This window comes from Shewanella sp. SM23 (genome assembly GCF_025654295.1).
Taxonomy (GTDB): domain Bacteria; phylum Pseudomonadota; class Gammaproteobacteria; order Enterobacterales; family Shewanellaceae; genus Shewanella; species Shewanella oncorhynchi.
In genome coordinates, this window is the sequence record NZ_JAKKRM010000008.1 from 1 (window position 1) to 22498 (window position 22498).

17 protein-coding genes and 1 rRNA gene are annotated in these 22498 nt (G+C 45.7%); 15 read left to right on the forward strand and 3 right to left on the reverse strand.

Going from position 1 to position 22498, the window contains the following annotated elements; all coding sequences use genetic code 11:
- The first annotated feature begins 133 nt into the window (after nucleotides 1–133).
- Nucleotides 134–249: ribosomal RNA gene (gene rrf / locus L5L98_RS11575) — 5S ribosomal RNA — on the forward strand.
- Between the two features lie 566 nt (nucleotides 250–815).
- On the forward strand, nucleotides 816–2090 hold the full coding sequence (locus L5L98_RS11580; protein WP_263140920.1) for a CinA family nicotinamide mononucleotide deamidase-related protein: 1275 nt from the start codon (nucleotides 816–818) through the stop codon (nucleotides 2088–2090).
- Nucleotides 2091–2181: 91 nt separating this feature from the next.
- Here L5L98_RS11580 and L5L98_RS11585 read toward each other — a convergent pair whose 3' ends face one another.
- Both L5L98_RS11585 and ppc read right to left on the reverse strand, forming a co-directional pair.
- Complete coding sequence (locus tag L5L98_RS11585; RefSeq protein WP_263140922.1) at nucleotides 2182–2727, reverse strand: DUF1439 domain-containing protein; 546 nt, start codon at nucleotides 2725–2727, stop codon at nucleotides 2182–2184.
- A complete protein-coding gene (gene ppc, locus L5L98_RS11590) occupies nucleotides 2727–5396 on the reverse strand; it encodes a phosphoenolpyruvate carboxylase (RefSeq protein ID WP_113941466.1) in 2670 nt (889 codons plus the stop codon). The genes L5L98_RS11585 and ppc overlap by 1 nt, the downstream gene beginning before the upstream one ends.
- Nucleotides 5397–6019: 623 nt before the next feature.
- On the opposite strand from ppc, the gene argC reads away from it, so the two are divergent.
- From argC to argH, 5 genes are all read left to right on the forward strand, one after another.
- Nucleotides 6020–7000 (forward strand): N-acetyl-gamma-glutamyl-phosphate reductase, encoded by a 981-nt coding sequence (argC, locus tag L5L98_RS11595; protein ID WP_219254162.1) that lies wholly within the window; start codon nucleotides 6020–6022, stop codon nucleotides 6998–7000.
- Nucleotides 7001–7031: 31 nt separating this feature from the next.
- On the forward strand, nucleotides 7032–7814 hold the full coding sequence (argB, locus tag L5L98_RS11600; RefSeq protein ID WP_219254164.1) for an acetylglutamate kinase: 783 nt from the start codon (nucleotides 7032–7034) through the stop codon (nucleotides 7812–7814).
- A gap of 12 nt (nucleotides 7815–7826) precedes the next feature.
- Complete coding sequence (locus tag L5L98_RS11605; RefSeq protein WP_219254166.1) at nucleotides 7827–8732, forward strand: ornithine carbamoyltransferase; 906 nt, start codon at nucleotides 7827–7829, stop codon at nucleotides 8730–8732.
- 59 nt (nucleotides 8733–8791) lie between these two features.
- Entirely contained in the window at nucleotides 8792–10030 is a 1239-nt protein-coding gene (locus tag L5L98_RS11610) for an argininosuccinate synthase (protein ID WP_173248114.1), read from the forward strand.
- Between the two features lie 108 nt (nucleotides 10031–10138).
- On the forward strand, nucleotides 10139–11506 hold the full coding sequence (gene argH, locus L5L98_RS11615; RefSeq protein ID WP_263140925.1) for an argininosuccinate lyase: 1368 nt from the start codon (nucleotides 10139–10141) through the stop codon (nucleotides 11504–11506).
- A 100-nt stretch (nucleotides 11507–11606) separates the two neighbouring features.
- Here argH and L5L98_RS11620 read toward each other — a convergent pair whose 3' ends face one another.
- On the reverse strand, nucleotides 11607–14129 hold the full coding sequence (locus L5L98_RS11620; RefSeq protein ID WP_263140927.1) for a penicillin-binding protein 1A: 2523 nt from the start codon (nucleotides 14127–14129) through the stop codon (nucleotides 11607–11609).
- Nucleotides 14130–14317: 188 nt separating this feature from the next.
- Here L5L98_RS11620 and L5L98_RS11625 point away from each other — a divergent pair, with 188 nt between their 5' ends.
- The 8 genes from L5L98_RS11625 (at nucleotide 14318) to L5L98_RS11660 (ending at nucleotide 22450) form a co-directional block, all read left to right on the forward strand.
- Complete coding sequence (locus L5L98_RS11625; protein WP_263140930.1) at nucleotides 14318–15397, forward strand: pilus assembly protein PilM; 1080 nt, start codon at nucleotides 14318–14320, stop codon at nucleotides 15395–15397.
- On the forward strand, nucleotides 15385–15969 hold the full coding sequence (locus L5L98_RS11630; protein ID WP_105250539.1) for a PilN domain-containing protein: 585 nt from the start codon (nucleotides 15385–15387) through the stop codon (nucleotides 15967–15969). The genes L5L98_RS11625 and L5L98_RS11630 overlap by 13 nt, the downstream gene beginning before the upstream one ends.
- Entirely contained in the window at nucleotides 15966–16589 is a 624-nt protein-coding gene (locus L5L98_RS11635; protein WP_263140934.1) for a type 4a pilus biogenesis protein PilO, read from the forward strand. The genes L5L98_RS11630 and L5L98_RS11635 overlap by 4 nt, the downstream gene beginning before the upstream one ends.
- Nucleotides 16589–17104 carry a pilus assembly protein PilP gene (locus L5L98_RS11640; RefSeq protein ID WP_105250537.1) on the forward strand — a complete coding sequence of 172 codons (516 nt, stop codon included), beginning with the start codon at nucleotides 16589–16591 and terminating at the stop codon, nucleotides 17102–17104. The genes L5L98_RS11635 and L5L98_RS11640 overlap by 1 nt, the downstream gene beginning before the upstream one ends.
- 21 nt (nucleotides 17105–17125) lie before the next feature.
- Nucleotides 17126–19177, forward strand: coding sequence for a type IV pilus secretin PilQ (locus L5L98_RS11645; RefSeq protein WP_212601377.1), 2052 nt, complete (start codon nucleotides 17126–17128; stop codon nucleotides 19175–19177).
- A 216-nt stretch (nucleotides 19178–19393) separates the two neighbouring features.
- A complete protein-coding gene (gene aroK, locus L5L98_RS11650) occupies nucleotides 19394–19909 on the forward strand; it encodes a shikimate kinase AroK (protein ID WP_006083542.1) in 516 nt (171 codons plus the stop codon).
- 9 nt (nucleotides 19910–19918) lie between these two features.
- Nucleotides 19919–20995, forward strand: coding sequence for a 3-dehydroquinate synthase (gene aroB, locus L5L98_RS11655; protein ID WP_113941457.1), 1077 nt, complete (start codon nucleotides 19919–19921; stop codon nucleotides 20993–20995).
- An 18-nt stretch (nucleotides 20996–21013) separates the two neighbouring features.
- Nucleotides 21014–22450 (forward strand): AAA family ATPase, encoded by a 1437-nt coding sequence (locus L5L98_RS11660; protein ID WP_263140949.1) that lies wholly within the window; start codon nucleotides 21014–21016, stop codon nucleotides 22448–22450.
- The last annotated feature ends 48 nt before the right edge of the window (nucleotides 22451–22498 follow it).

A 22498-nucleotide genomic window follows, 5' to 3' on the forward strand; every position in this document is an offset into this window, starting at 1 on the left:
ACAACCCAGATGGGTTTTACGGACCTTAGACAGAATACAGATACTTGATAAAGTTAAAGACTCAACAGAAAATCAGCTTTTCAAATTATTATTAACGTGGTCCAGAGATGGACACGGTAATAAACAGAATTTGCTTGGTGACAATAGCCTTGTGGAACCACCTGATCCCATCCCGAACTCAGAAGTGAAACGCAAACGCGCCGATGGTAGTGTGGGGTCTCCCCATGTGAGAGTAGGTCATCGCCAAGCATCCAAATAAACACCAAAGCCCTAGCCTAAACCGCTAGGGCTTTGGTGTTTATACGCTTCGCGAAAACCTACCTCGATGTCGGTCAATAAATGTTCCTCCAATATTGACACTTCCACCATCCATGGCGGTCGCCCGCCGCTAAGCGGACTCCCCGGCTACGAAGACAAGCTTCTTCGCGTTCAATCATGGCTAAATACTCCGTATTTATAGTGCTATGATTTCACCCTCATGTGAGAGTAGGCCATCGCTAAGTGCCTAATTATCTCATTGAGATGTAACCAAGCCAGCTGAATAAGCTGGCTTTTTTGCGTCTGCAATTTGTGAAATCCAGCCTATTTTCTATTTAATTAGTCAGTTTTCCTCCTATTTTTCTCTCCTTAACACTCTCTTTCACTCTTCATGACATCAATAATAAGTAATGGTTGTTGGTTATTTGTACGGTTATTTTGTCAATGCTCCGATTTTGCTACAGCGATCTTAGTTCTCGATCGAGCCTAGCTATTGCTATTAGTTAAGCGGTTACTTACCTTATGTTTTAATTTATTGGGGTAGATAAGGATCTGAGATGAAGTTAGAGATGATTTGCACTGGGGAAGAGGTGTTGGCGGGACAGATTGTTGATACCAACGCCGCTTGGTTTGCCAGTACTATGATGGAGCATGGTGTCGAGATCCAGCGTCGAGTAACAGTCGGCGATCGCCTCGAGGATCTGATTGCGGTTTTCCAAGAACGTAGCTTACATGCAGATGTGATTCTCGTTAATGGTGGTCTCGGGCCGACGAGTGATGATATGTCTGCTTTAGCGATGGCGAAGGCGAAGGGCGAACCATTGGTTGAGAATGCGGAGTGGCGTGAGCGTTTAGAGGAGTGGTTTACCCGTAATAACCGTGAAATGCCTTTAAGTAATCTCAAGCAAGCTATGCTGCCAGCGTCAGCTGTGATGGTTGATAACCCAGTGGGAACCGCTTGTGGTTTTAGAGTTAAGCTTAACCGCGCTTGGTTATTCTTTACGCCTGGTGTGCCTTTTGAGCTGAAGCACATGGTTACAGAGCAGTTTGTGCCCTTTATTCGCGAAGAGTTTAACCTTGATGCTAAGGTCGCCTTAAAGAAACTATTGACCATAGGCCAAGGTGAGTCCGCTTTGGCAGATAAGTTAGAACCGCTAGAGCTGCCAGAAGGCATTACTATTGGTTACCGCTCTTCTATGCCGCATATTGAGATTAAGATTTTCGCCCGTGGCGAGAAGGCGATTGCAGTATTACCTCGCGTCGCTGGGCACATCAAAATGGTGCTGGGTACTGCGGTTGTCGCGGACGATAAAGCCACTCTTGCCGAAGAAATTCATTATAAGCTACTTAACTCAGGCTTGACCTTAAGCGTTGCCGAGTCTTGCACTGGCGGCATGATCACTAGCCAGTTAGTTGATTTCCCCGGCAGTTCATCTTACTTACAGCACGGATTAGTGACTTACAGTAATGAATCTAAAGTGCGCGTGTTAGGTGTTAATCCTTCAACCTTAGATGATCATGGTGCAGTCTCTATTGCGACTGTGGAAGAAATGGCTAAGGGGGCAAGGCAAATTTTAGACAGTGATTATGCGCTGGCAACCAGTGGAATCGCGGGGCCCGATGGTGGCACAGATGAGAAACCTGTGGGCACTGTGGCGATCGCTTTAGCAACTCGCGGCGGTGTTTACAGTCAGATGATTAAACTACCGAGACGTTCACGGGATCTGGTACGCAGTTTAAGTGCTGCTGTGGCTTACGATATGCTAAGACGTGAGCTTTTAGCTGAAGCTGTGATCGTCGATTATCAGTCGATTGGGCGATTCAGTAAGTAACTCTTATACGGGTATATATCCATTTATGCCCGCCAACAAAAATGCTCCCGAGGGAGCATTTTAACTTCTACAGAGATACAAAAATGGCAGATTATTTAGTGAACTTAAGCACTAATTTGCCTGGGGCAACTTGAATGCTTTCGGTCATTTTTGCCATCAGTGCTTGGTTACTGTCCTTGGTATCCAGCACATACACAGGCTGGTTTTCTAAGAATTGTCTTAGATAACCCATCACCTGCGGCGTGGCACTGCTAATCGCTTTTTCAATATCCTTGGGCGTTGATTCCACTTTGACTAATTCGAGTTGGCGCAGATAGACACTGTGCGTTGCGCTGTCATACCAAGGCTTGGCTTCGAAAGTCGTAGTGAGTTTGGCGCTCAATGGAAAGATCGGATTCTTAATTGATACTTGAGTTGCGGCACTTACGCTCATAGTGTCAGGTTTTACACCTAGCTTGACACTGATGTCGTTAATGCGCACTTCAGCGCCAACTAATTGATTGCCTTGTTTAACCTCAAAGTGGATCTCTTTACTGAGGTACTGCTCCATTTCATGCTCGCTGATACTGTACTGCGAGACGCAGCCGCCAAGCAGTACAGTCAGTCCCAAGCAAATCGTGCGGGAAAGTTTTTTCATTAACCAGTGTTTCTCATACCCGCTGCCACACCTGCAATGGTTAGCATTAGCGCTAACTGTACATGTTCAGACGCAGGAGTTTCGGTTGTTTCCTTACGTGTCCGCGCTAATAGCTCGGTTTGTAAGAAGTTTAATGGATCGATATACGGATTTCGCAGTTTAACTGATTCGCGATTCCACGGTGTATGCGCCATTAAACTATCCGATTTTGTCAGCTCAAGCACGACTTTAATGCCCAGATCTAAGCGTTGGCGCAAGGTTTCGCCTAAGTGATGCAATTCCTTAGGTACTAAACAGGTTTCGTAGTAGCGGGCCAAATTAGGTTCCGCCTTGGCGTAGACCATTTCCAGCATTGAAATGCGAGTGCTGAAGAAGGGCCATTCCCGCTCCATATCTTGCAGTAAGCCCATCTCACCGCGTTCACTGGCGGCTTGTAGTGCTTCACCTGCGCCGAGCCATGCAGGTAACATCAAGCGGTTTTGCGACCAAGCAAAAATCCACGGAATAGCTCGCAGACTTTCGATCCCACCATCGACACGACGTTTGGCTGGGCGGCTGCCGAGTGGCAGTTTTCCTAATTCCACTTCTGGCGTTGCCGCGCGGAAATAAGCCACAAAATCAGGTTCATCACGCACTATGCCACGGTAAGCACCCACTGATTCTTCTGCGATACGTTGCATGCAATTGCGCCATTCTTGCTTCGGCTCTGGCGGTGGTAACAGGGTTGCTTCCAATACGGCCGAGGTATACAGGGCCAAGCTTTGAACCGCGAGTTTTGGTAAGCCAAACTTGAAGCGGATCATCTCGCCCTGCTCAGTCACGCGAATGCGGCCATCTACCGAACCTGGTGGTTGCGATAGGATTGCTTTGTGTGCAGGACCACCCCCGCGACCAATGCTGCCACCACGGCCATGGAATAGTGTGAGCTTGACGCCCGCTTGTTTACAGACTGCCACTAACTGCTCTTGGGCGTGATACTGAGCCCAAGCCGCCGCCATAACACCGGCATCTTTAGCTGAGTCAGAGTAGCCAATCATGACCTCTTGCATGCCCTTGGTATAGCCACGATACCAGTCAATATCGAGCAAATCGGTAATACATGCAGCGGCGTTGTTTAAGTCGCTTAAGGTTTCAAACAGTGGCACCACGCGCATTGGATGCGAACAGCCTGTTTCTTTGAGTAACAGTAAAACCGTTAAGACATCCGATGGTTTACCCGCCATCGAAATCACATAGGATCCGAGTGCTTTTGCCGGATGTTTAGCAATCAAACGACAGGTATTAAGCACTTCGGCCACATCGGCCGAGGGTTGCCAGTTACTTGGGATCAGTGGACGACGGTTGCTGAGTTCACGTAATAAGAAGGCTTGCTTCTCAGTCTCGTCCCAATGGTTGAAATCACCCATGCCGAGATAGCGAGTTAACTCGGCGAGCACATCGCTGTGACGGCTGGCATCTTGGCGAATGTCGAGCCTGAGCATATGAATGCCAAAGCAGGCGAGACGGCGGAGAATGTCGAGCAATAAACCGTTGGCGATTAAGCGCATACCGCAGTCGGTTAAACTCTTATAGAGCATTTCTAGCGGCGCTTTGAGATCGCTTTCTTGCCAAATCAGGCTCGACTTATCGACTTCAGGATTGTGGCCTTCGATGCGCGCATTTAAATAATCTATGGTGTCACGCAGTCTTTGACGAATAGATCGCAGCACGTGTCGGTAAGGTTCGCAGCTGTTATTGGTATAAGCCTTTAACTCATCATTGGCTTCTTCCATCGACAGTTCACCGACCAGTAGGACTATGTCTTTTAAGAATAATCTGGCGGCAGCATGGCGGTTACGATCGAGCACCTCTTGGGTGACTTTTGCGGTAACAAACGGGTTGCCGTCGCGATCGCCGCCCATCCAGCTTGAAAAGCGCACTGGCGCGATATCAATCGGTAATTGCTGCCCTGTGCGTTGCTGCACTCGATCGTTAAGTTGTCTTAAGAAGTCAGGCACCGCATGCCAGAGTGACTCTTCAATGGTGGATAATCCCCAGCGAGCCTCATCTACTGGAGTTGGGCGCTCGCGGCGGATCTCATTGGTGTGCCATATTTGCGCGATTAATTGGCGCAGGCGCAGATTGATCTGTTGACGTTCTCTATCCGATAGTTGGTCGTTTTCTTGCTCTGTTAAGCAGTCGACAATGGCGGCGTATTTTTGGATCAGGGTGCGACGGGAAATTTCAGTGGGGTGCGCTGTTAGCACCAGATCGATATCCAGTGTTTTTAGACAGTCGAGCATTTTAGCTTGGTCGACACGACCATTGAGCATGCGGCCTAGGAGTTGTTCCACTGGGTCTGGCACGCAGACAAGTTCGTCGCAATTACGACTGATAGTATGAAATTGCTCGGATAAGTTAGCTAAGTTAAGAAATTGGTTAAAAGCTTTTGCAAAAGGGACTAATTCTTCGTCTGGCAAAGCTGTCAGTAACTCGAGCATTTGCTCTCTGGCGGCTTGATCGCCTCGGCGTGAGTCTTTGGCAAGCTTACGGATCTGTTCAACCTTCTCAAGAAAAGAGTCCCCAAGATGGGTACGCATAGTATCGCCAAGGATTTGGCCTAACATACTCACGTTCGATCTTAATGACGCATACATATCTGTCATATTGTCTGCCATGGTTACTGACATAGTTACTCCGAATAGAAAAACATGAAAATTCCGCTGTGCATTTAGCCCGTTAGCACAATACCTATCACTTGGGGCTATGGTCAACAGCAGAACTTATAACTTATACGACTGGCTTATCCGATATGCAACCAATCACGGTATTTGATGAAGAATATTCAATAGAAATGCGAAGTCACGCAATATTTTTTGATGATTAGTGCAAGTGAATATGAAGTGCATCATTTTATGCTTTGCAGACATGTATCTTAGCTGTTAATGAAAAGGACTGATTTTGACTCATGTTGACCCTGGATAACTGTGTTATTAACGAGTTAGCTGAATGGGAACTGTGTCTTCGATATCCTAATTTGAGCTTAAAAGATGAAAATAAATTAAAAATATATATTCACATATATTGCATAAGTAGATCTTTGTGGTAGTCTAGCCATCAGTTGAGATGAGTCACCTCTTGTGACCTGTAGAGTGAATATCATGATGCACAGTATTAGCCTGACAGTGAATAAAATAACAACCTATTACGATTTCCTGCGACGATAGTCTTGTCATCATAGATATGCGCGGTTGCGTGTAAGCTATTCATCTACTCTTTAAGTTTCTTTGATTCGGTTAATAAGACAAAAAACATGAAAAATATCGCCATTATTGGTGCCAGTGGTTACACAGGCGCGCAACTGACCGCTTTAATCCATGCAGAAGCAGATCTGACGATTCAGGGTTTGTATGTTTCTGAAAACAGTTTAGATAAAGGTAAACCTTTAGCGGATTTGTATCCTAGCTACAGCCATATCGCATTAACGCTGTCGCCATTGTCCGATGAAGCTAAGGCAAAAATCGTTGCCGAAGCCGATGCTGTGGTGCTCGCGACTGAGCACTCGGTGAGCCTGCATTTAGCGGCTTGGTTTTATAGCCAAGGGTTAGCGGTATTCGATTTAAGCGGTGCCTATCGTTTCAGTGATGTGGCGCAATATCCGAAGTGGTATGGCTTTGAGCATGAATATCCTGAAGTTTTAGCCAAAGCCGTGTATGGCCTTGCCGAATGGAATGCTAAAGAAATCGCTGCGACTAAAATGATTGCCGTGCCAGGTTGTTACCCGACTGCATCGTTGACAGCATTAAAACCGCTAGCGAGTTTACTGACATCGGCTTATCCGGTTATCAATGCCGTGAGCGGCGTAACAGGGGCGGGCCGTAAAGCGCAGTTACATACCAGTTTTTGTGAAGTGAGCCTGACACCTTACGGCGTATTAGGCCACAGACATCAACCCGAAATCGCCACTCAGCTTGGTCAAGAAGTGATATTTACCCCGCATCTTGGCAACTTTAAGCGTGGCATTTTAGCGACTATTACCGTGCAGCTAAAACCAGGCACTACGACTGCCGATGTGGCAGCGGCCTATAGCGTATATGACCAGGCGCCATTGGTCACCGTGAAGCATAATCAGTTCCCTAAAGTGGACGATGTGGTACTGACACCTAACTGCCACTTAGGTTGGAAGTTTGATGAGAATAGCGGTTACTTAGTGGTAGCCAGTGCCATCGATAACTTGATGAAAGGTGCTGCCAGCCAAGCGCTGCAATGCATAAAGATTCATTTTAACCTTTAATTGTTCATCCTTATTTAAGAGAGTCGTCAAGATGTCTACAAACAACTCAGTATTAGTGCTTAAAGTGGGCGGCGCGCTGCTGCAATGTGAAATGGGGATGGCGCGATTGATGGATACGGCTGCGGCTATGTTAGCCAATGGTCAGAAAGTGTTGATGGTACATGGCGGCGGCTGTCTGGTGGATGAGCAGTTAGCAGCAAACGGTATGGAAACCGTCAAGTTAGAAGGTTTGCGTGTGACTCCGCCTGAGCAAATGCCGATTATTGCCGGCGCATTGGCGGGCACTTCGAACAAAATTCTTCAAGGCGCAGCGACTAAGGCTGGCATTGTGAGTGTGGGCATGAGCCTTGCCGATGGCAATACTGTTTCGGCTAAGATTAAAGATGAGCGTTTAGGCTTAGTGGGCGAAGTCACACCAAACGATGGCACTTATCTTAAGTTTATCCTCGAGCAAGGTTGGATGCCGATTTGTAGCTCCATCGCCATGATGGACGATGGCCAAATGCTTAACGTCAATGCAGACCAAGCGGCAACGGCATTAGCCAAATTAGTGGGCGGCAAGTTAGTGCTACTGTCGGATGTTTCTGGGGTGCTTGATGGTAAAGGCCAGCTCATCCACAGTTTAAATGGCAAGCAGATAGCAGACCTTGTTAAGCAAGGTGTGATCGAAAAAGGAATGAAGGTCAAAGTTGAAGCTGCGCTCGAAGTAGCACAGTGGATGGGGCAGGCGGTACAAGTTGCCTCGTGGCGTGATGCAAGCCAATTAATCGCATTAGCAAAAGGTGAAGCAGTAGGAACACAAATCCAACCATAAGTGGAGTAGGTTATGAAGCATTTACTATCGATAAAAGACTTAACCCAGCAGCAGTTACTGGATCTAATTGCCTTGGCAAAAACGATCAAAGCCAATCCGGCTGAGTATCGTCATGCGCTGGATGGCAAGAGTGTGGTGATGTTATTTGAAAAGCCCTCACTCAGAACACGCGTTAGCTTTGATATCGGTATTAATAAGCTCGGTGGCCACTGTTTATACCTAGACCAGCAAAATGGTGAACTGGGAAAGCGGGAATCGGTTGCTGACTTTGCTTCTAACCTGTCCTGTTGGGCCGACGCAATTGTGGCGAGAACCTATTCACACACCACTATCGAACAATTAGCCGAGTTCGGCTCAGTGCCCGTGATCAATGCGCTGTCGGATCTTTATCATCCTTGCCAAGCCTTAGCTGACTTTTTAACTCTGGCAGAGCAGTTTGAGGATGTCAGTAAAGCTAAATTAGCTTATGTTGGTGATGGTAATAATGTCACTAACTCGCTGATGTACTGTGCGGCTATTCTCGGTGCCACCATGACAGTGATCTGCCCAGCGGGTCACTTTCCTGATGGCTACGTAGTGGCAGAAGTGCAAGAGCTCGCCAAACGATATGGCGGCAAGATAGTGCTGACCTCAGATATCGATGCGATTGAAGGTCACGACGCTATTTATACTGATACTTGGATTTCAATGGGCGATCCAACGCCTTTGTCGGATATCAAAGCGAAGTTTGCACCATACCAAGTAAACAAAGCTTTGATGGCGAAAGCGGGCGCTAACTTCTTTATGCATTGTTTGCCCGCCCACCGTGGTGTAGAAGTAACAGATGAAGTGATGGACGGTGCAGGATCCTTAATTCTGCAACAAGCCGAAAATCGGATGCATGCCCAAAATGCGGTACTGGTAACCTTATTTAGTTAAATTAACCCTGTTTAGCAGCCTGTTTTCTCCTTGAGAGAAACGAGTCATAGGAATTTAAGATGTCTATCGAGATAAAAAATACTGGCGTGAAAAAAGTGGTTTTAGCCTATTCAGGTGGTCTAGATACCTCGGCCATTATTCCTTGGTTAAAAGAAAACTACGATAACTGTGAAATCATCGCATTCTGCGCCGACGTTGGCCAAGGCGAAGAAGAGCTGGTTGGCTTGACTGAAAAAGCCTTAGCTTCAGGTGCTTCTGAATGTCATATCGTCGATCTAAAAGAAGAATTCGTTAAAGACTATATCTACCCAACGATTGCGAGCGGTGCGATTTACGAAGGCACTTATTTACTCGGTACGTCAATGGCGCGTCCTATTATTGCTAAAGCGCAGGTTGAAGTGGCTCGTAAAGTGGGCGCCGATGCTCTGTGTCACGGTTGTACCGGCAAAGGTAACGACCAAGTGCGTTTCGAAGGTTGCTTCGCCGCATTAGCACCTGATTTAAAAGTGATTGCACCATGGCGTGAATGGACTATGCAGAGCCGTGAAGATCTGCTGGCCTATTTAGCTGAACGTGACATCAAGACGTCAGCGTCAGCGACTAAAATCTATAGCCGTGATGCCAACGCTTTCCATATTTCCCATGAAGGTGGTGAGTTAGAAGATCCATGGAACGAGCCAAGCAAAGGCGTATGGACACTGACTGCCGATCCTGAAGATGCACCGAACAAGCCTGAATATGTGTCGCTAGAAGTAGAACATGGCCGTATTACTAAAGTGAATGGTGAAGCCCTAACGCCTTATGCTGCGCTGATGACATTAAACGCCATTGCTGCGCCACACGGTGTGGGTCGTATCGACATTACCGAAAACCGTTTAGTCGGCATGAAGTCCCGTGGCTGTTACGAAACACCCGGCGGCACTGTGATGTTCGCAGCACTACGTGCGATTGAAGAGCTTGTACTCGACAAGACTAGCCGTAACTGGCGTGAGCAAGTTGCCGCACAAATGGCGCATTTAGTGTATGACGGCCGTTGGTTCACGCCACTGTGTAAGTCATTGCTGGCAGCATCTGAGTCACTGGCTGAATCAGTGAACGGTGAAGTTGTGGTTAAACTCTACAAAGGCCAAGCGAGCGCAGTGAAGAAACGTTCACCTAACAGCTTGTACTCTGAAGCGTTTGCCACCTTTGGTGAAGATCAAGTGTACGATCAAAAACATGCCGAAGGCTTTATCCGCCTGTACTCATTGGCGAGCCGCATCCGCGCACTCAACGCTAACGATGTAAAGTCTAAGTAATAGGTCGTGTAAAAGGGCGCCTAGCGCCCTTTTTTGTTTTTAGGTTTTGATTTAGTTTTTGATTCAGATGAGTCGATTTCAAATAAGCAGTGAGTAAGGGGAGTTAGCATGGCTTTATGGGGTGGAAGATTTCAGGGCGAAACGAGCGCGCTATTCAAATTATTCAACGATTCGTTACCCGTGGATTATCGCTTGTTCGAACAGGATGTGGTCGGCTCCATTGCTTGGGCGGATGCGATTGCCAGCGTGGGAATTATCTCGGCAACTGAATGCAGCGACTTGAAAAAAGCGCTCAATGATTTGCTGGTGGAAGTGCAGGGCGATCCGGCGATTATTCTTGCCTCGGGCGCCGAAGATATTCACAGTTTCGTCGAGTCGGCCTTGATTGCCAAAGTGGGCGATCTCGGTAAGAAATTGCACACTGGTCGTAGCCGTAACGATCAAGTTGCCACCGATTTAAAGCTTTGGTGTCAATCCGAAGGCAAAGCATTACTCGCGCGCCTTCAAGGCTTACATGCTGAATTACTGGCGTTGGCTGAGCGTGAATTTGATGCGGTAATGCCGGGTTATACTCACTTGCAGCGCGCGCAACCTGTGACATTTGGCCACTGGTGTTTAGCGTATGTGGAAATGATTGAGCGGGATATCAGCCGTTTAAGCGATGCGTTAACCCGCGCTAATACCTGTCCTTTAGGTTCTGGAGCATTAGCAGGCACAGCTTATAAGATGGATCGACATGCTCTGGCCGCGGCGCTGAATTTTGCCTCGCCAACGCTGAATAGCTTAGATAGTGTATCAGACAGAGATCACGTGGTAGAGCTTTGTTCAACCGCATCGATCAGCATGATGCACTTAAGCCGTATGGCCGAAGATCTGATTTTCTTTAACTCAGGTGAAGCGAACTTTATTTCCCTGAGTGATGAAGTGACCTCGGGTTCATCCCTGATGCCACAGAAGAAAAATCCAGACGCATTAGAGCTTATCCGTGGCAAAACTGGTCGGGTTTATGGCAGCTTAGTGGGCATTCTCACTACGATGAAAGCACTGCCTTTGGCGTACAACAAAGATATGCAGGAAGATAAAGAAGGCCTGTTTGATGTGGTCGATAGCTGGGCAATTTGCCTCGATATGGCGGCGTTAGTGTTGTCAGGTTTGAAGGTCAATCGCCCTAATGCACTGTTAGCCGCACAGCAAGGTTATGCAAATTCTACTGAGCTTGCGGATTATCTCGTGTCTAAAGGCATGCCGTTCCGTGAGGCGCACCATGTTGTGGGTGAAGTCGTGGTTGCCGCGATAGCGAAGCAAATTCCGCTCGAGGATTTCTCCTTGGCCGAATTAAAAACTTTTGCCGCTATCATTGAAGATGATGTCTATCCAAACCTGACTATTGAAGCTTGTTTAGCGAAACGCGACGTGCTCGGTGGTACTGCATTGCCACAAATTCAGCAGGCGATTGCGGCCAAGAAAGTTCGTTAAGCGAGTTATTCAAATCCACAATTCAAGCCAAGAAAAAACGCGACATTAGGTCGCGTTTTTATTGGGCCACAATTAGTGGTAATGACTTTTTAGCATTTGTTTATTGGAATAAATCATCGGTTGGTGCATCGATGAATAAATTGTTTTCATCCTGAGTTTCGCTGATGTATTCCTTCGGCTCCGTACCTGAAATAAAGTACTCGAACGCACTGGTATAGTCGGTTTTTCGGGTAAGTTTACCCGTCGCTAAATCGATGCGTACCGAAACTATGCCTTCTGGCGGAATCGAGGTTGTCTCTGGTGTGCCTTGTAAGACACTGTTCATAAACTCGTTCCAGCCCGGACCTGCTGTTTTCGCTCCCGCTTCGGCGCCAGTTATCTGATCTTTTTCGCCGTTTGCATTCCATGCGGTTCTGCCCAGTTGGCGACCGTGATCGTCGAAACCGACCCAGAAAGTGCTAGTGATGACTGGGCTAAAACCACTGAACCAAGTGTCGCGCGATTCGTTGGTTGTACCCGTTTTACCTGCAATATCATGGCGCTTAATCAATTTTGCCGCGCGCCAAGCCGTACCTTGCCAACCCGTGCCTTTACTCCAATCGCCCCCACCCCAGATCACGCTCTTCAGTGCTTCGGTAATGAGGAATGCCGTTTGCTCTGAAATAATTTGCGGAGCGTAGCGACCGGTTTGATTGAAACACTGGGCAACAGGTGCACTACGCTCAGCACCAGAGTCTCCACTTACGCTGAACGCTATAGAGTCGCTCGGTGTAACTGGTTGGCTAGGCTTACAGGCCAATGTAGGGTTCGCTTTTTCGATAACATTGCCGTAAGCATCTTCTACGCGATCAATATAGAAAGGTTCGAGTAAGAAACCGCCGTTAGCAAATACGTTAAATGCAGTAACTACTTGCAATGGCGTGACTGAAGACGAACCTAATGCAATCGATTCGTTGCGAGGTAAGTCGTTAGGATCAAAACCAAATTCAACGAGTTGAGCAATGGTTTCGTCGAGTCCGACATGACGCATTGCACGCACAGACATAACGTTAATAGATTGCGCTAAACCCACACGTAAACGAGTGGGGCCGCCATAGATATCGGGTGAGTTTTTAGGGCGCCATGCTGTGCCTTGGCTGATATCGGGTTTATTAATTGGCGCATTGTCTATGAGGGTCGCTAAGGTAAAGCCTTTCTCTAATGCTGCGGCATAGATGAAAGGTTTAATATTCGAACCTAATTGACGTTTCGCTTGAGTCACTCGGTTGTATTGGCTTTGGCTAAAGCTATAACCACCAACTAAAGTGCGAATAGCACCATTTTTGGGGTCGAGTGATACTGTTGCGCTGGCGACTTCTGGTACTTGCGATAGTTGCAAATATTGGCCGTTATCACGGATCCAAATACGTTCGCCGACCTTGAGCATGTCAGAAGCTGATTTCGGTACACTGCCTTGACGCTTATCAGTAATAAACTTACGTGCCCACTTCAATCCATCCCAAGTAATGACTTTGGTCTCGCCCTTGGCGGTCATTATGCTGGCTTGCTGATCTGCAATGCTGATGACTGCGGCGGGTTGCAATTCTTGTACTGAAGCAATCTTGGCTAGTTCAGTTTTGATTTGAGCAGGCTCAGGTTTTTCGTCCGTCCACAATACGGCAGCAGGACCACGGTAGCCATGGCGTTCATCATAGGCATAGACGTTATTACGCAGTGCCTGTTGAGCTTTAAGTTGTAGATCCGATGAGATAGTCGTATAGACGTTGTAGCCATTGGTATAGGCCTCTTCTTCACCGTACTTCTGTACCATGTAATCCCGAGCCATTTCAGAAATATAAGGGGCATAGAGATCAATTTCAGCGCCATGATATCTGGCCACCAATGGCTCTTGTAGTGCCGCTTGGTATTCGGTTTGGCTGATGTAGCCGACTTCATTCATCCGCATGAGGACGACATTACGGCGAGCCAATGCACGCGAAGGTGACGTGATTGGATTGAGTGTAGAGGGCGCCTTGGGTAGGCCTGCAATAACGGCCAGTTCAGATAAGCTGAGTTCCTGCACGTTTTTACCGAAATACACTTGCGCAGCAGCCCCAACACCGTAGGCCCGTTGGCCTAAGTAAATGCGGTTTACGTAGAGCTCTAAAATTTCATCTTTGGTGAGTAACTCTTCAATATGATAGGAGATAAAAATCTCCTTCACTTTACGAATAATAGTCTTATCGCGGGTTAAGAAGAAGTTACGTGCGACCTGCATGGTAATCGTACTCGCACCTTGCTTTTTCTCGCCAGTGGTCAACATCACTAATGCAGCGCGAAGCACGCCAACAGGATCTATACCACCATGTTCATAAAAGCGGGCATCTTCGGTTGCGATAAACGCCTGTAGCAGAGGTTTTGGCACTTCGTCTAACGTTAGTGGAATGCGACGTTTCTCACCGAATTGAGAAATAAGTTTGCCGTCACTACTGTAAATACGTAAAGGTGTTTGAAGTTGCACATTTTTTAGTGTTGAAACATCCGGTAAATCCGGCAAAACATAAAAGTATGCTGCCACAATGGCGCCTACGCCCAAAAGGGCTAGACTGAATAGTGCTATAACAATACGTTTTAACCACTTCACCAAAATTTATCCTAATGTTCTGTTAAGTGCGACAGTATATAAGGCGCACACGTCTTGGTGAAGTAAAAACGTGAGACTCACAAAATAGCATTTGTAAAATGATGAAACATTCGATACAAGTAAGTATAACAAGTTGATTTTGTGCTAATCTCTTTTACTGAAATATAAATAAAAAAGTGACAATGGATATGCTTTCAAATTTATGGAAGCGTCAGGCTCCGCAGATGGTGGGAATCGATATCGGTTCCCATGAAGTTAAGGCCATTTTGTTGAGTAAGACTGCTGACGGATACAAAATATTGAGTCATGCCGCGGTACCCATTAAGAAGGGGGCCGTTAACGATCATGATATTCGTGATGCTGATGCCGTTGTTGAATGCCTTAAGCAAATAAAACGTAGCCTGCCTAAATCCGTTAAATATGCCGCTGTTTCTGTTTCGGGTTCTGCTGTGATGACGAAAGTGATCTACATGGATGCCTCCCTTAGTGAGGAAGAAATGGAGGCACAGATAGAAATTGAAGCCGATAACCTTATTCCGTATTCACTCGATGAAGTTAGCATAGATTTTGAAACGCTAAACGTAAACAGTACCGATCCTACTAAAGTTGATGTGCTGTTGAGCGCATGCCGCACTGATAATATTGATGTCAGAGTCGATGCGCTGGATAGCGTTGAACTTGAGGCTAAAGTGGTGGATGTTGAAGGTTACGCTCTAGGTCGAGCTGCCGAGCTAATTATGGCCCAGCTTCCAGAAGGAGCGAAACATAAAGCCGTCGCTATGGTTGATATCGGCGCGAATATGACGACTTTCTCTGTGGTTGAATCGGGTGAGACGACTTTTATTCGTGAGCAAGCTTTCGGTGGTGAGCAATTTACTCAGTCAATATTATCCTTCTATGGCATGTCTTATGATCAAGCTGAGAAAGCAAAGATTGAAGGTGACTTACCACGAAATTATATGTTTGAAGTTTTGTCACCTTTTCAAACTCAGCTATTACAACAAATAAAACGTACGCTGCAGATTTATTGCACTTCCAGCGGTAAAGATAAAGTCGACTACCTCGTATTATGCGGTGGGACATCTAAATTAGAAGGTATGGCTAATTTACTGACGAATGAATTGGGTGTTCACACTATTATCGCCGATCCTTTTCAAGGGTGTTTGCATGCCGATGAGTCTGTTAAAAGTGCGCTGCAACCTACAATCAGCAAATATATGGTTGCTTGTGGCTTAGCATTGAGGAGTTACGGTCAATGGCGAACATAAACCTACTCCCTTGGCGAGAAGAGGCGAGAGAAAAACAAAAGCGCGACTATATTGGTATTTTAGCGGCAGTATTTTTAGCGTCGGCGATTTTAGTCTATGTCGCAGTATCTTTATTAGATGTTATGACAGATGAGCAAAAAGCACGTAACGCTTATTTGCAATCGGAAATCAGTCTGCTTGAAACACAAATTTCTGAGATCAAGAAAATTACTGAACGTAAGAAAGATATTGAGCGGCGTACAGAAATTATTCTTAATCTACAGCAATCCCGTAATTTGCCTACTCACGTGTTAGATGAGCTTGTTCGAATTGTACCTCCAGGAATATATCTGTCTAGCCTAGAGAAAAAGGGCAGTTTGTTGCTGATTGAAGGGCGTAGTGAATCGAACAATAACGTCGCCAACATGATGCGAAAAGTGAAAACATCCGAATGGTTAACCGATCCTAATATGCAGTCGATCGTGACCCAAAATGAAGAGTTACGGCAATTACAGCGTTTTAGTTTGAGAGTCACTATTAAAGGCGCGAGTGTAGACGAGCCTGAGAAAATGACAAAAGGAGCGAGTAAATGAAACTCGATCTAAGTCAATTTAATGATATCGACTTTGAAAATATTGGTGGTTGGCCAAATCAAGTTAAAACTTTTTTCGCGATCCTTTTAGCACTCTGTGTTTTTGCTGCGGGATATTTTTTGGTCGTCTCCGATTCAGTAGATATTTATACCGCAGAGCAAGATAAAGAAGTGCAGCTTAGAGATGATTTCAAGAATAAGTATCAACTTGCGGCAAATTTAAAACTCTACCGAGATCAGCTAGCGACGATGGAAGTACAGTTTGCAGAGTTACTGAAGATGCTGCCATCTGAAAATGAAATGCCAGGTTTGCTAGACGATTTAACTTTTGTGGCAACGGATGCAGGACTCAAAATTAATAGTTTGAATTGGGAGACCGAAATCCAGCGGGATTTCTATATTGAGTTTCCAATTAAAATGTCTGTGACGGGAGATTACCATCAGCTAGGTAGTATGGTGAGTGGTGTCGCTAAGCTGCCGCGTATCGTTAGCCTCCATGATTTCACCATTAAGCGAGATGAAGCCGGTAACTTAGCAATGGATATCTTAGCCAAGACATATCGCTTTAAAGAAGGGGCTGAATTACCGCCTGAAAAACCTGCTAATAAGGGGAAGAAATAATGAAATTCTTACCTTTGTTAGCCTTGAGTCTTTTTTTAATGGGTTGTGTTGGCGATCGTAGTGATTTAGAGCTATTTGTTACTACAACCAAAGCGCAACATGTTGCTCATATCCCGCCCTTGAAAGAGCCGCCAAGATTTGAGCACTTTGCCTATCAAGCCGAGTTAATGCGTAGCCCTTTTGTACCACCTTCGCGTGAGTTAACGGAAGAAGTTGTTGATACCAGCAAAGATTGTTTACAACCGGACTTAAAGCGTCGAAAAGGACGATTAGAAACTTATCCTTTAGATAATTTAAAAATGCGTGGCACCTTAAGTGAAGCCGATACAACTTGGGCGTTAGTTGAAACAAATGACGGCAGTGTTTATCGGATGGGCGTTGGTGAGTATTTAGGTCTGTTTAATGGACGCATTTCTAAAGTTACTTCACAAAATGTCGAAGTAGTAGAATTAATTCCAGATGGTTCAGGTTGTTGGTCCGAAAGGACGAGCAATTTAGAACTTTCTGGAGAATAACGAGCGAAGGATGAGGGAATAATGAAATCTTCTGCCGCGATAAAAGTCCCGTTAATTTCTTCAGGCTTAATCAAGTCTGTTATTGGGATCGCATTGGTATTTGGCATTTTGCCATCGAGTTATGCTGCAAACCGATTAATGGATGTTAAGTACCATGCCTTGGTTGACCATCAGTTAGAGCTAGAGTTGGTATTTGAAGAAGCGGTCACTCCGCCAGTTATTGACTCTAATGCCTCGCCTGCAGAGCTCGTATTAACCTTTGATAATAGTATTTCTGGTTTATCCAAGGATCGCTTACCCATTAATCAAGTTGGTGTAACTGACATGGTGACTGAGCAACAAGATACTCGTCTTAAAGTCACCTTAGGTATGTCCAAAGTAAAACCTTACCAAGGTTCAGTCATGGGCAACTCATATCGACTCACTATTAATGATGAGGTTGCGGGCGCTCAGACTCAGGCAGAAAATCCCTTCGTTAATAGCATTAAAAATATCGATTTTCGTCGTAATGAAAATGGTGGCGGTGAGTTATTGGTCTATTTGAATAACCGCTCTGTTGCCGTTAACGTTGAGCAAGTGGGCGCTAAACTCGAAGTTAAGTTATATAACACTGATATTAATAGTGATCTGCTTTATGTTATGGATGTGAAAGATTTTTCAACGCCAGTAAAAAGCTTCGAGACATTTAAAGAAGATCTAACAACGCGCATTTTAGTTGATATTGCTGGGGAATATGAGTTCAGTTATAAGCAAGAGGATAATCTCTTTAGACTCTCTATGAATAAAGTTGAGAGAGTTGCCGCCAAGAAAGATGTTAAAAAATACAATGGCCGTACTTTGTCGCTTAACTTTCAAAATATCCCTGTACGTACTGTTTTGCAGATCATTGCTGACTATAACAATTTTAACTTAGTCACGAGTGATACTGTCGAAGGCAACATCACCTTGAGATTGGATGATGTGCCCTGGGACCAAGCATTAGATTTGATTCTACAAACCAAAGGCCTAGATAAACGTATCGAAGGCAACATCTTAATGGTGGCACCGAGCGAAGAGTTGGCTATTCGTGAAAGCCAAAATCTCAAAAATAGGCAAGAAGTTAAAGAGTTAGCACCTTTGTATTCTGAGTACTTGCAAATTAACTATGCCAAAGCGATCGATATTGCTGAGCTGCTTAAAAGCGCAGATTCTAGTTTACTCTCGCCACGCGGCTCAGTTGCGGTCGATGAACGTACCAACACTGTACTCGTGAAAGATACGGCAGAAACGATTGAGAACATCCATCGTTTAGTCGAAGTACTCGATATCCCTATTCGTCAAGTACTGATCGAGTCACGTATGGTAACGGTCAAAGATGATGTCTCTGAAGACTTAGGCATACGTTGGGGCGTCACGGATCAGCAGGGCAGTAAGGGAACCTCAGGTACATTAGAAGGTGCTCAGAGTATTGCCAACGGCATCATTCCAACTCCTGACCAACGTTTGAACGTTAATTTGCCTGCGGCAGTGACCAATCCAACAAGTATCGCATTCCACGTTGCTAAGTTGGCAGATGGTACTATTCTTGATTTGGAATTGAGTGCGTTAGAGCAAGAAAATAAGGGTGAAATTATCGCCAGCCCTCGTATTACCACCTCTAACCAAAAGGCGGCTTATATTGAGCAGGGTGTGGAGATCCCTTATGTGCAGTCGACTTCAAGCGGTGCAACCTCGGTCACTTTTAAGAAAGCCGTGTTGTCCTTGCGAGTTACACCACAAATTACACCTGATAACCGCGTTATTTTAGATTTGGAAATCACCCAAGACTCTCAGGGCAAGACGGTTGACACACCAACGGGCCCCGCTGTCGCCATCGATACCCAGCGTATTGGCACTCAAGTGCTAGTTGATAACGGTGAAACCATAGTCCTAGGTGGTATTTATCAGCAAAACTTGATCAGCCGTGTGAGTAAAGTCCCTATTCTCGGTGACATTCCCTTAGTAGGTTTCCTGTTTAGGAACACAACAGACAAAAATGAGCGCCAAGAGCTACTTATTTTCGTAACCCCCAAAATAGTCGGTGAGAAGATCTAAGCACTTGCTATGTATCGACTAAAGCCAGCAGTGATTGCTGGCTTTATTATTACTGGAATACAATTCTTTGCATAAATAGCGCACATGGCTTGCCATAGTAGACCCTAAGCTGAGATAATCCTCGGTCAAGTCTCATAAGAGCAAGGTAACATATAGGTCGGCTTGATGTTGAGTCGATATAGGCATACTTTTCAATAAGATTCAGACGTACAAGAAATGGCTGAAAAACGTAATATTTTTCTGGTAGGCCCTATGGGCGCAGGTAAAAGCACAATTGGTCGCCATCTGGCGCAAATGCTGCATTTAGAATTCCACGATTCGGATCAAGAGATTGAACAACGCACAGGCGCTGATATTGCTTGGGTGTTTGACGTCGAAGGTGAAGAAGGCTTCCGTCGTCGTGAAGCTCAGGTTATTGCTGATTTGTCTGAGAAACAAGGTATCGTCCTTGCCACCGGTGGTGGTTCAGTACAAAGCAAAGATATCCGTAATCATCTGTCTGCTCGTGGCATTGTGGTTTACCTGGAAACCACTATCGACAAACAGGTTGCTCGTACTCAAAGAGACAAGCGACGCCCATTATTGCAAGTGGATGATCCTCGAGAAGTGTTGGAGAATCTTGCAGAGATCCGTAATCCATTGTACGAAGAAATTGCCGATGTGATTGTCAAAACCGATGATCAAAGCGCAAAGATCGTCGCAAATCAGATCATTGAGCAATTAGGTTTTTAGGCAGAATTTATGAAGCAAATTCAGGTTGATTTAGGTGTACGTAGTTATCCCATTTACATTGGCCAGAATTTGATGAGTGATGGCGAGACCTTGTCTCGCTACCTGCTTAAAAAACGTATTCTTATCGTCACCAATGAAACTGTCGCGCCTTTGTATCTTAAACAGATACAAGAGACGATGGCTTCGTTTGGTGAGGTAGAGAGTGTTATCCTTCCCGATGGCGAACAATTCAAAGACTTAGCACATCTAGATACTATTTTTACTGCATTGCTGCAACAAAACTATGGTCGAGATTCTGTGCTGGTGGCTTTGGGTGGCGGCGTGATTGGTGATATGACGGGCTTTGCCGCGGCATGTTATCAACGTGGGATTGATTTTATTCAAATTCCGACAACTTTATTGTCGCAGGTGGATTCTTCCGTCGGCGGTAAAACGGCTGTTAACCATCCTCTTGGTAAAAACATGATTGGGGCCTTTTATCAGCCACAAATCGTGCTTATCGATACTTTATGTTTACATACGCTTCCAGCGCGCGAGTTTGCGGCGGGAATGGCGGAAGTCATCAAGTATGGCATCATGTGGGATGCTGATTTTTTTCAATGGCTTGAAGATAATGTAACGGCGCTAAAAACCTTAGATGCCGAAGCATTAGTTTATGCTATCTCTCGTTGCTGTGAGATTAAAGCCGATGTTGTTAGCCAAGATGAAACTGAGCAGGGCGTGCGTGCTTTGTTGAATCTGGGTCATACCTTTGGTCACGCGATTGAAGCCGAAATGGGCTACGGTAATTGGCTACATGGTGAAGCCGTGTCAGCTGGCACAGTCCTTGCTGCTAAAACAGCTAAGGCACTGGGGCTTATCGATGAGTCAATCGTTTGTCGTATCATACAGTTACTACAAGCTTTTGATCTTCCAGTGAGTGCGCCGGAATCTATGGATTTCGACAGTTTCATTCAACATATGCGACGCGATAAAAAAGTTTTAGGCGGTCAGATTCGACTGGTGCTCCCAACGGCAATAGGCCGCGCGGATGTGTTTAGTCAAGTCACAGAATCTACCCTTGAACAGGTTATTCGCTGCGCATAAAAACTGTGTGGTGGGCGAGTGACGTTTCAGGGTTCTGTCTTGCTTCCTTCTCAGGAAGCCCTCATACAAAGAATGCATCATGTTGCCAGTTATAGCGATCAGCTGCTGGTGCTTTCTGGTGTCAGCGGTTCAGGAAAAACGACCTTAGTTACCGGATTAGCGACCGATTTTGACGAGTCAAATGCGGCATTTGTGATTTGTCCTATGCATGCCGATAACGCTGAGATACGCCGCAAAATTCTAGTCCAGCTAATTTCATCCCCTATTTTTGACGACGACATTCCCCTTGCCGATACTCTGTTGCGGCTTGCGAGCACGCAAACTAAACCTTTACATATTATTATCGATGATGCGCATTTATTACCTAAGGCGCTATGGGCTGAGTGTATTATTCTCAATCAGATCCAGTGTGCGGGTAAGAATATTGCCGTCACGCTCACGGTTCCACCGGCATTCTTAGCGGACCTATTGCCACAATTACCCGAGCAATTGCGGCGGCAAATATTACCTATCAGTATTGAGCCGTTAACCATGGCAGAGCGTGAAGCTTTGTATCAAACATTGCTGAGATACAGCGATCAAAACCCTTTTACGCCAAGGGAAATCGTACGCAGTCAGCTTGAGAAGCAAACGGGTACGCCGCAAGAAGTGGTCAATCTGTTAGATAAAGCCTTGCATAGTCCGCAAGAGAAAACATCTTCTTGGGTGAAATATAAAGCTGTGGTGGTGACAGCTGTGAGCATGTTGTTAGCGCTAGGTATTTGGCTTGGTGTTACTCAACCATTTTCTGAAAAGCAAGCCCTAGAGGCTGCGACTTTTCCTGCGATAGATTCCCCCGTTTTCTTGTCCTATGGGCAAAAAATCTTAGCCCCCTATTTTGCTCTGCGCGCTGAACAATTAAAGTTTGCCGCCGTAACCGTGAAAGTTAACGAACTAGATACATCCAAAGCCAAAACAGAACAGGCTGTCGATCCATTAAGTGAATTTCATGGTGAGGCACCACATCCAGAGCCTGATGATGGAGCCTTAGTGAGTGTTGGTGAAGTGAGTAGCAAGTCTTTTGGTGATGATGAGCCAACTGTGGATGCAGAGCCTCAAGCTAAAACGGTAGATGTTCAGTCTCCAGCGCCAGAGGCGGCAAAGGTTGATAAAACAGTTTTGGAACCGCAAAAGCCACTCAAAGGTTATACAGTACAAATAGCGAGTGTTGCTCAGTTAGAGACCTTGCGTTCGACATTAAAGAGTCTTGAGAATGTCGAGGGCGTTCGAGTCGCAAAGTATAAACAGCGGTGGGTTGTTCTCGTTGGTCACTACAGCAGTAGCAAATTGGCTTCGAATGCGGCGGCGCAATTGGTTAAGGAGTATCGTTTTGAGCAATCTTGGGTTAGAAAATGGGCCGATTTGAAAGATTATCAAGTAGAAGAAAGTCTCTCAAATCGTGAAATTTCAGAATAAACAGAGTACAATCATGGCCTTTATTTTTGTCGGCATTCATCAAGTTAA

Coding starts and splice junctions, on each gene's coding strand:
- L5L98_RS11580 (WP_263140920.1), top strand. CDS start 816: ATGAAGTTAGAGATGATTTGCACTGGGGAAGAGGTGTTGGCGGGACAG.
- L5L98_RS11585 (WP_263140922.1), bottom strand. CDS start 2,727: ATGAAAAAACTTTCCCGCACGATTTGCTTGGGACTGACTGTACTGCTT.
- ppc (WP_113941466.1), bottom strand. CDS start 5,396: ATGTCAGTAACCATGGCAGACAATATGACAGATATGTATGCGTCATTA.
- argC (WP_219254162.1), top strand. CDS start 6,020: ATGAAAAATATCGCCATTATTGGTGCCAGTGGTTACACAGGCGCGCAA.
- argB (WP_219254164.1), top strand. CDS start 7,032: ATGTCTACAAACAACTCAGTATTAGTGCTTAAAGTGGGCGGCGCGCTG.
- L5L98_RS11605 (WP_219254166.1), top strand. CDS start 7,827: ATGAAGCATTTACTATCGATAAAAGACTTAACCCAGCAGCAGTTACTG.
- L5L98_RS11610 (WP_173248114.1), top strand. CDS start 8,792: ATGTCTATCGAGATAAAAAATACTGGCGTGAAAAAAGTGGTTTTAGCC.
- argH (WP_263140925.1), top strand. CDS start 10,139: ATGGCTTTATGGGGTGGAAGATTTCAGGGCGAAACGAGCGCGCTATTC.
- L5L98_RS11625 (WP_263140930.1), top strand. CDS start 14,318: ATGCTTTCAAATTTATGGAAGCGTCAGGCTCCGCAGATGGTGGGAATC.
- L5L98_RS11630 (WP_105250539.1), top strand. CDS start 15,385: ATGGCGAACATAAACCTACTCCCTTGGCGAGAAGAGGCGAGAGAAAAA.
- L5L98_RS11635 (WP_263140934.1), top strand. CDS start 15,966: ATGAAACTCGATCTAAGTCAATTTAATGATATCGACTTTGAAAATATT.
- L5L98_RS11640 (WP_105250537.1), top strand. CDS start 16,589: ATGAAATTCTTACCTTTGTTAGCCTTGAGTCTTTTTTTAATGGGTTGT.
- L5L98_RS11645 (WP_212601377.1), top strand. CDS start 17,126: ATGAAATCTTCTGCCGCGATAAAAGTCCCGTTAATTTCTTCAGGCTTA.
- aroK (WP_006083542.1), top strand. CDS start 19,394: ATGGCTGAAAAACGTAATATTTTTCTGGTAGGCCCTATGGGCGCAGGT.
- aroB (WP_113941457.1), top strand. CDS start 19,919: ATGAAGCAAATTCAGGTTGATTTAGGTGTACGTAGTTATCCCATTTAC.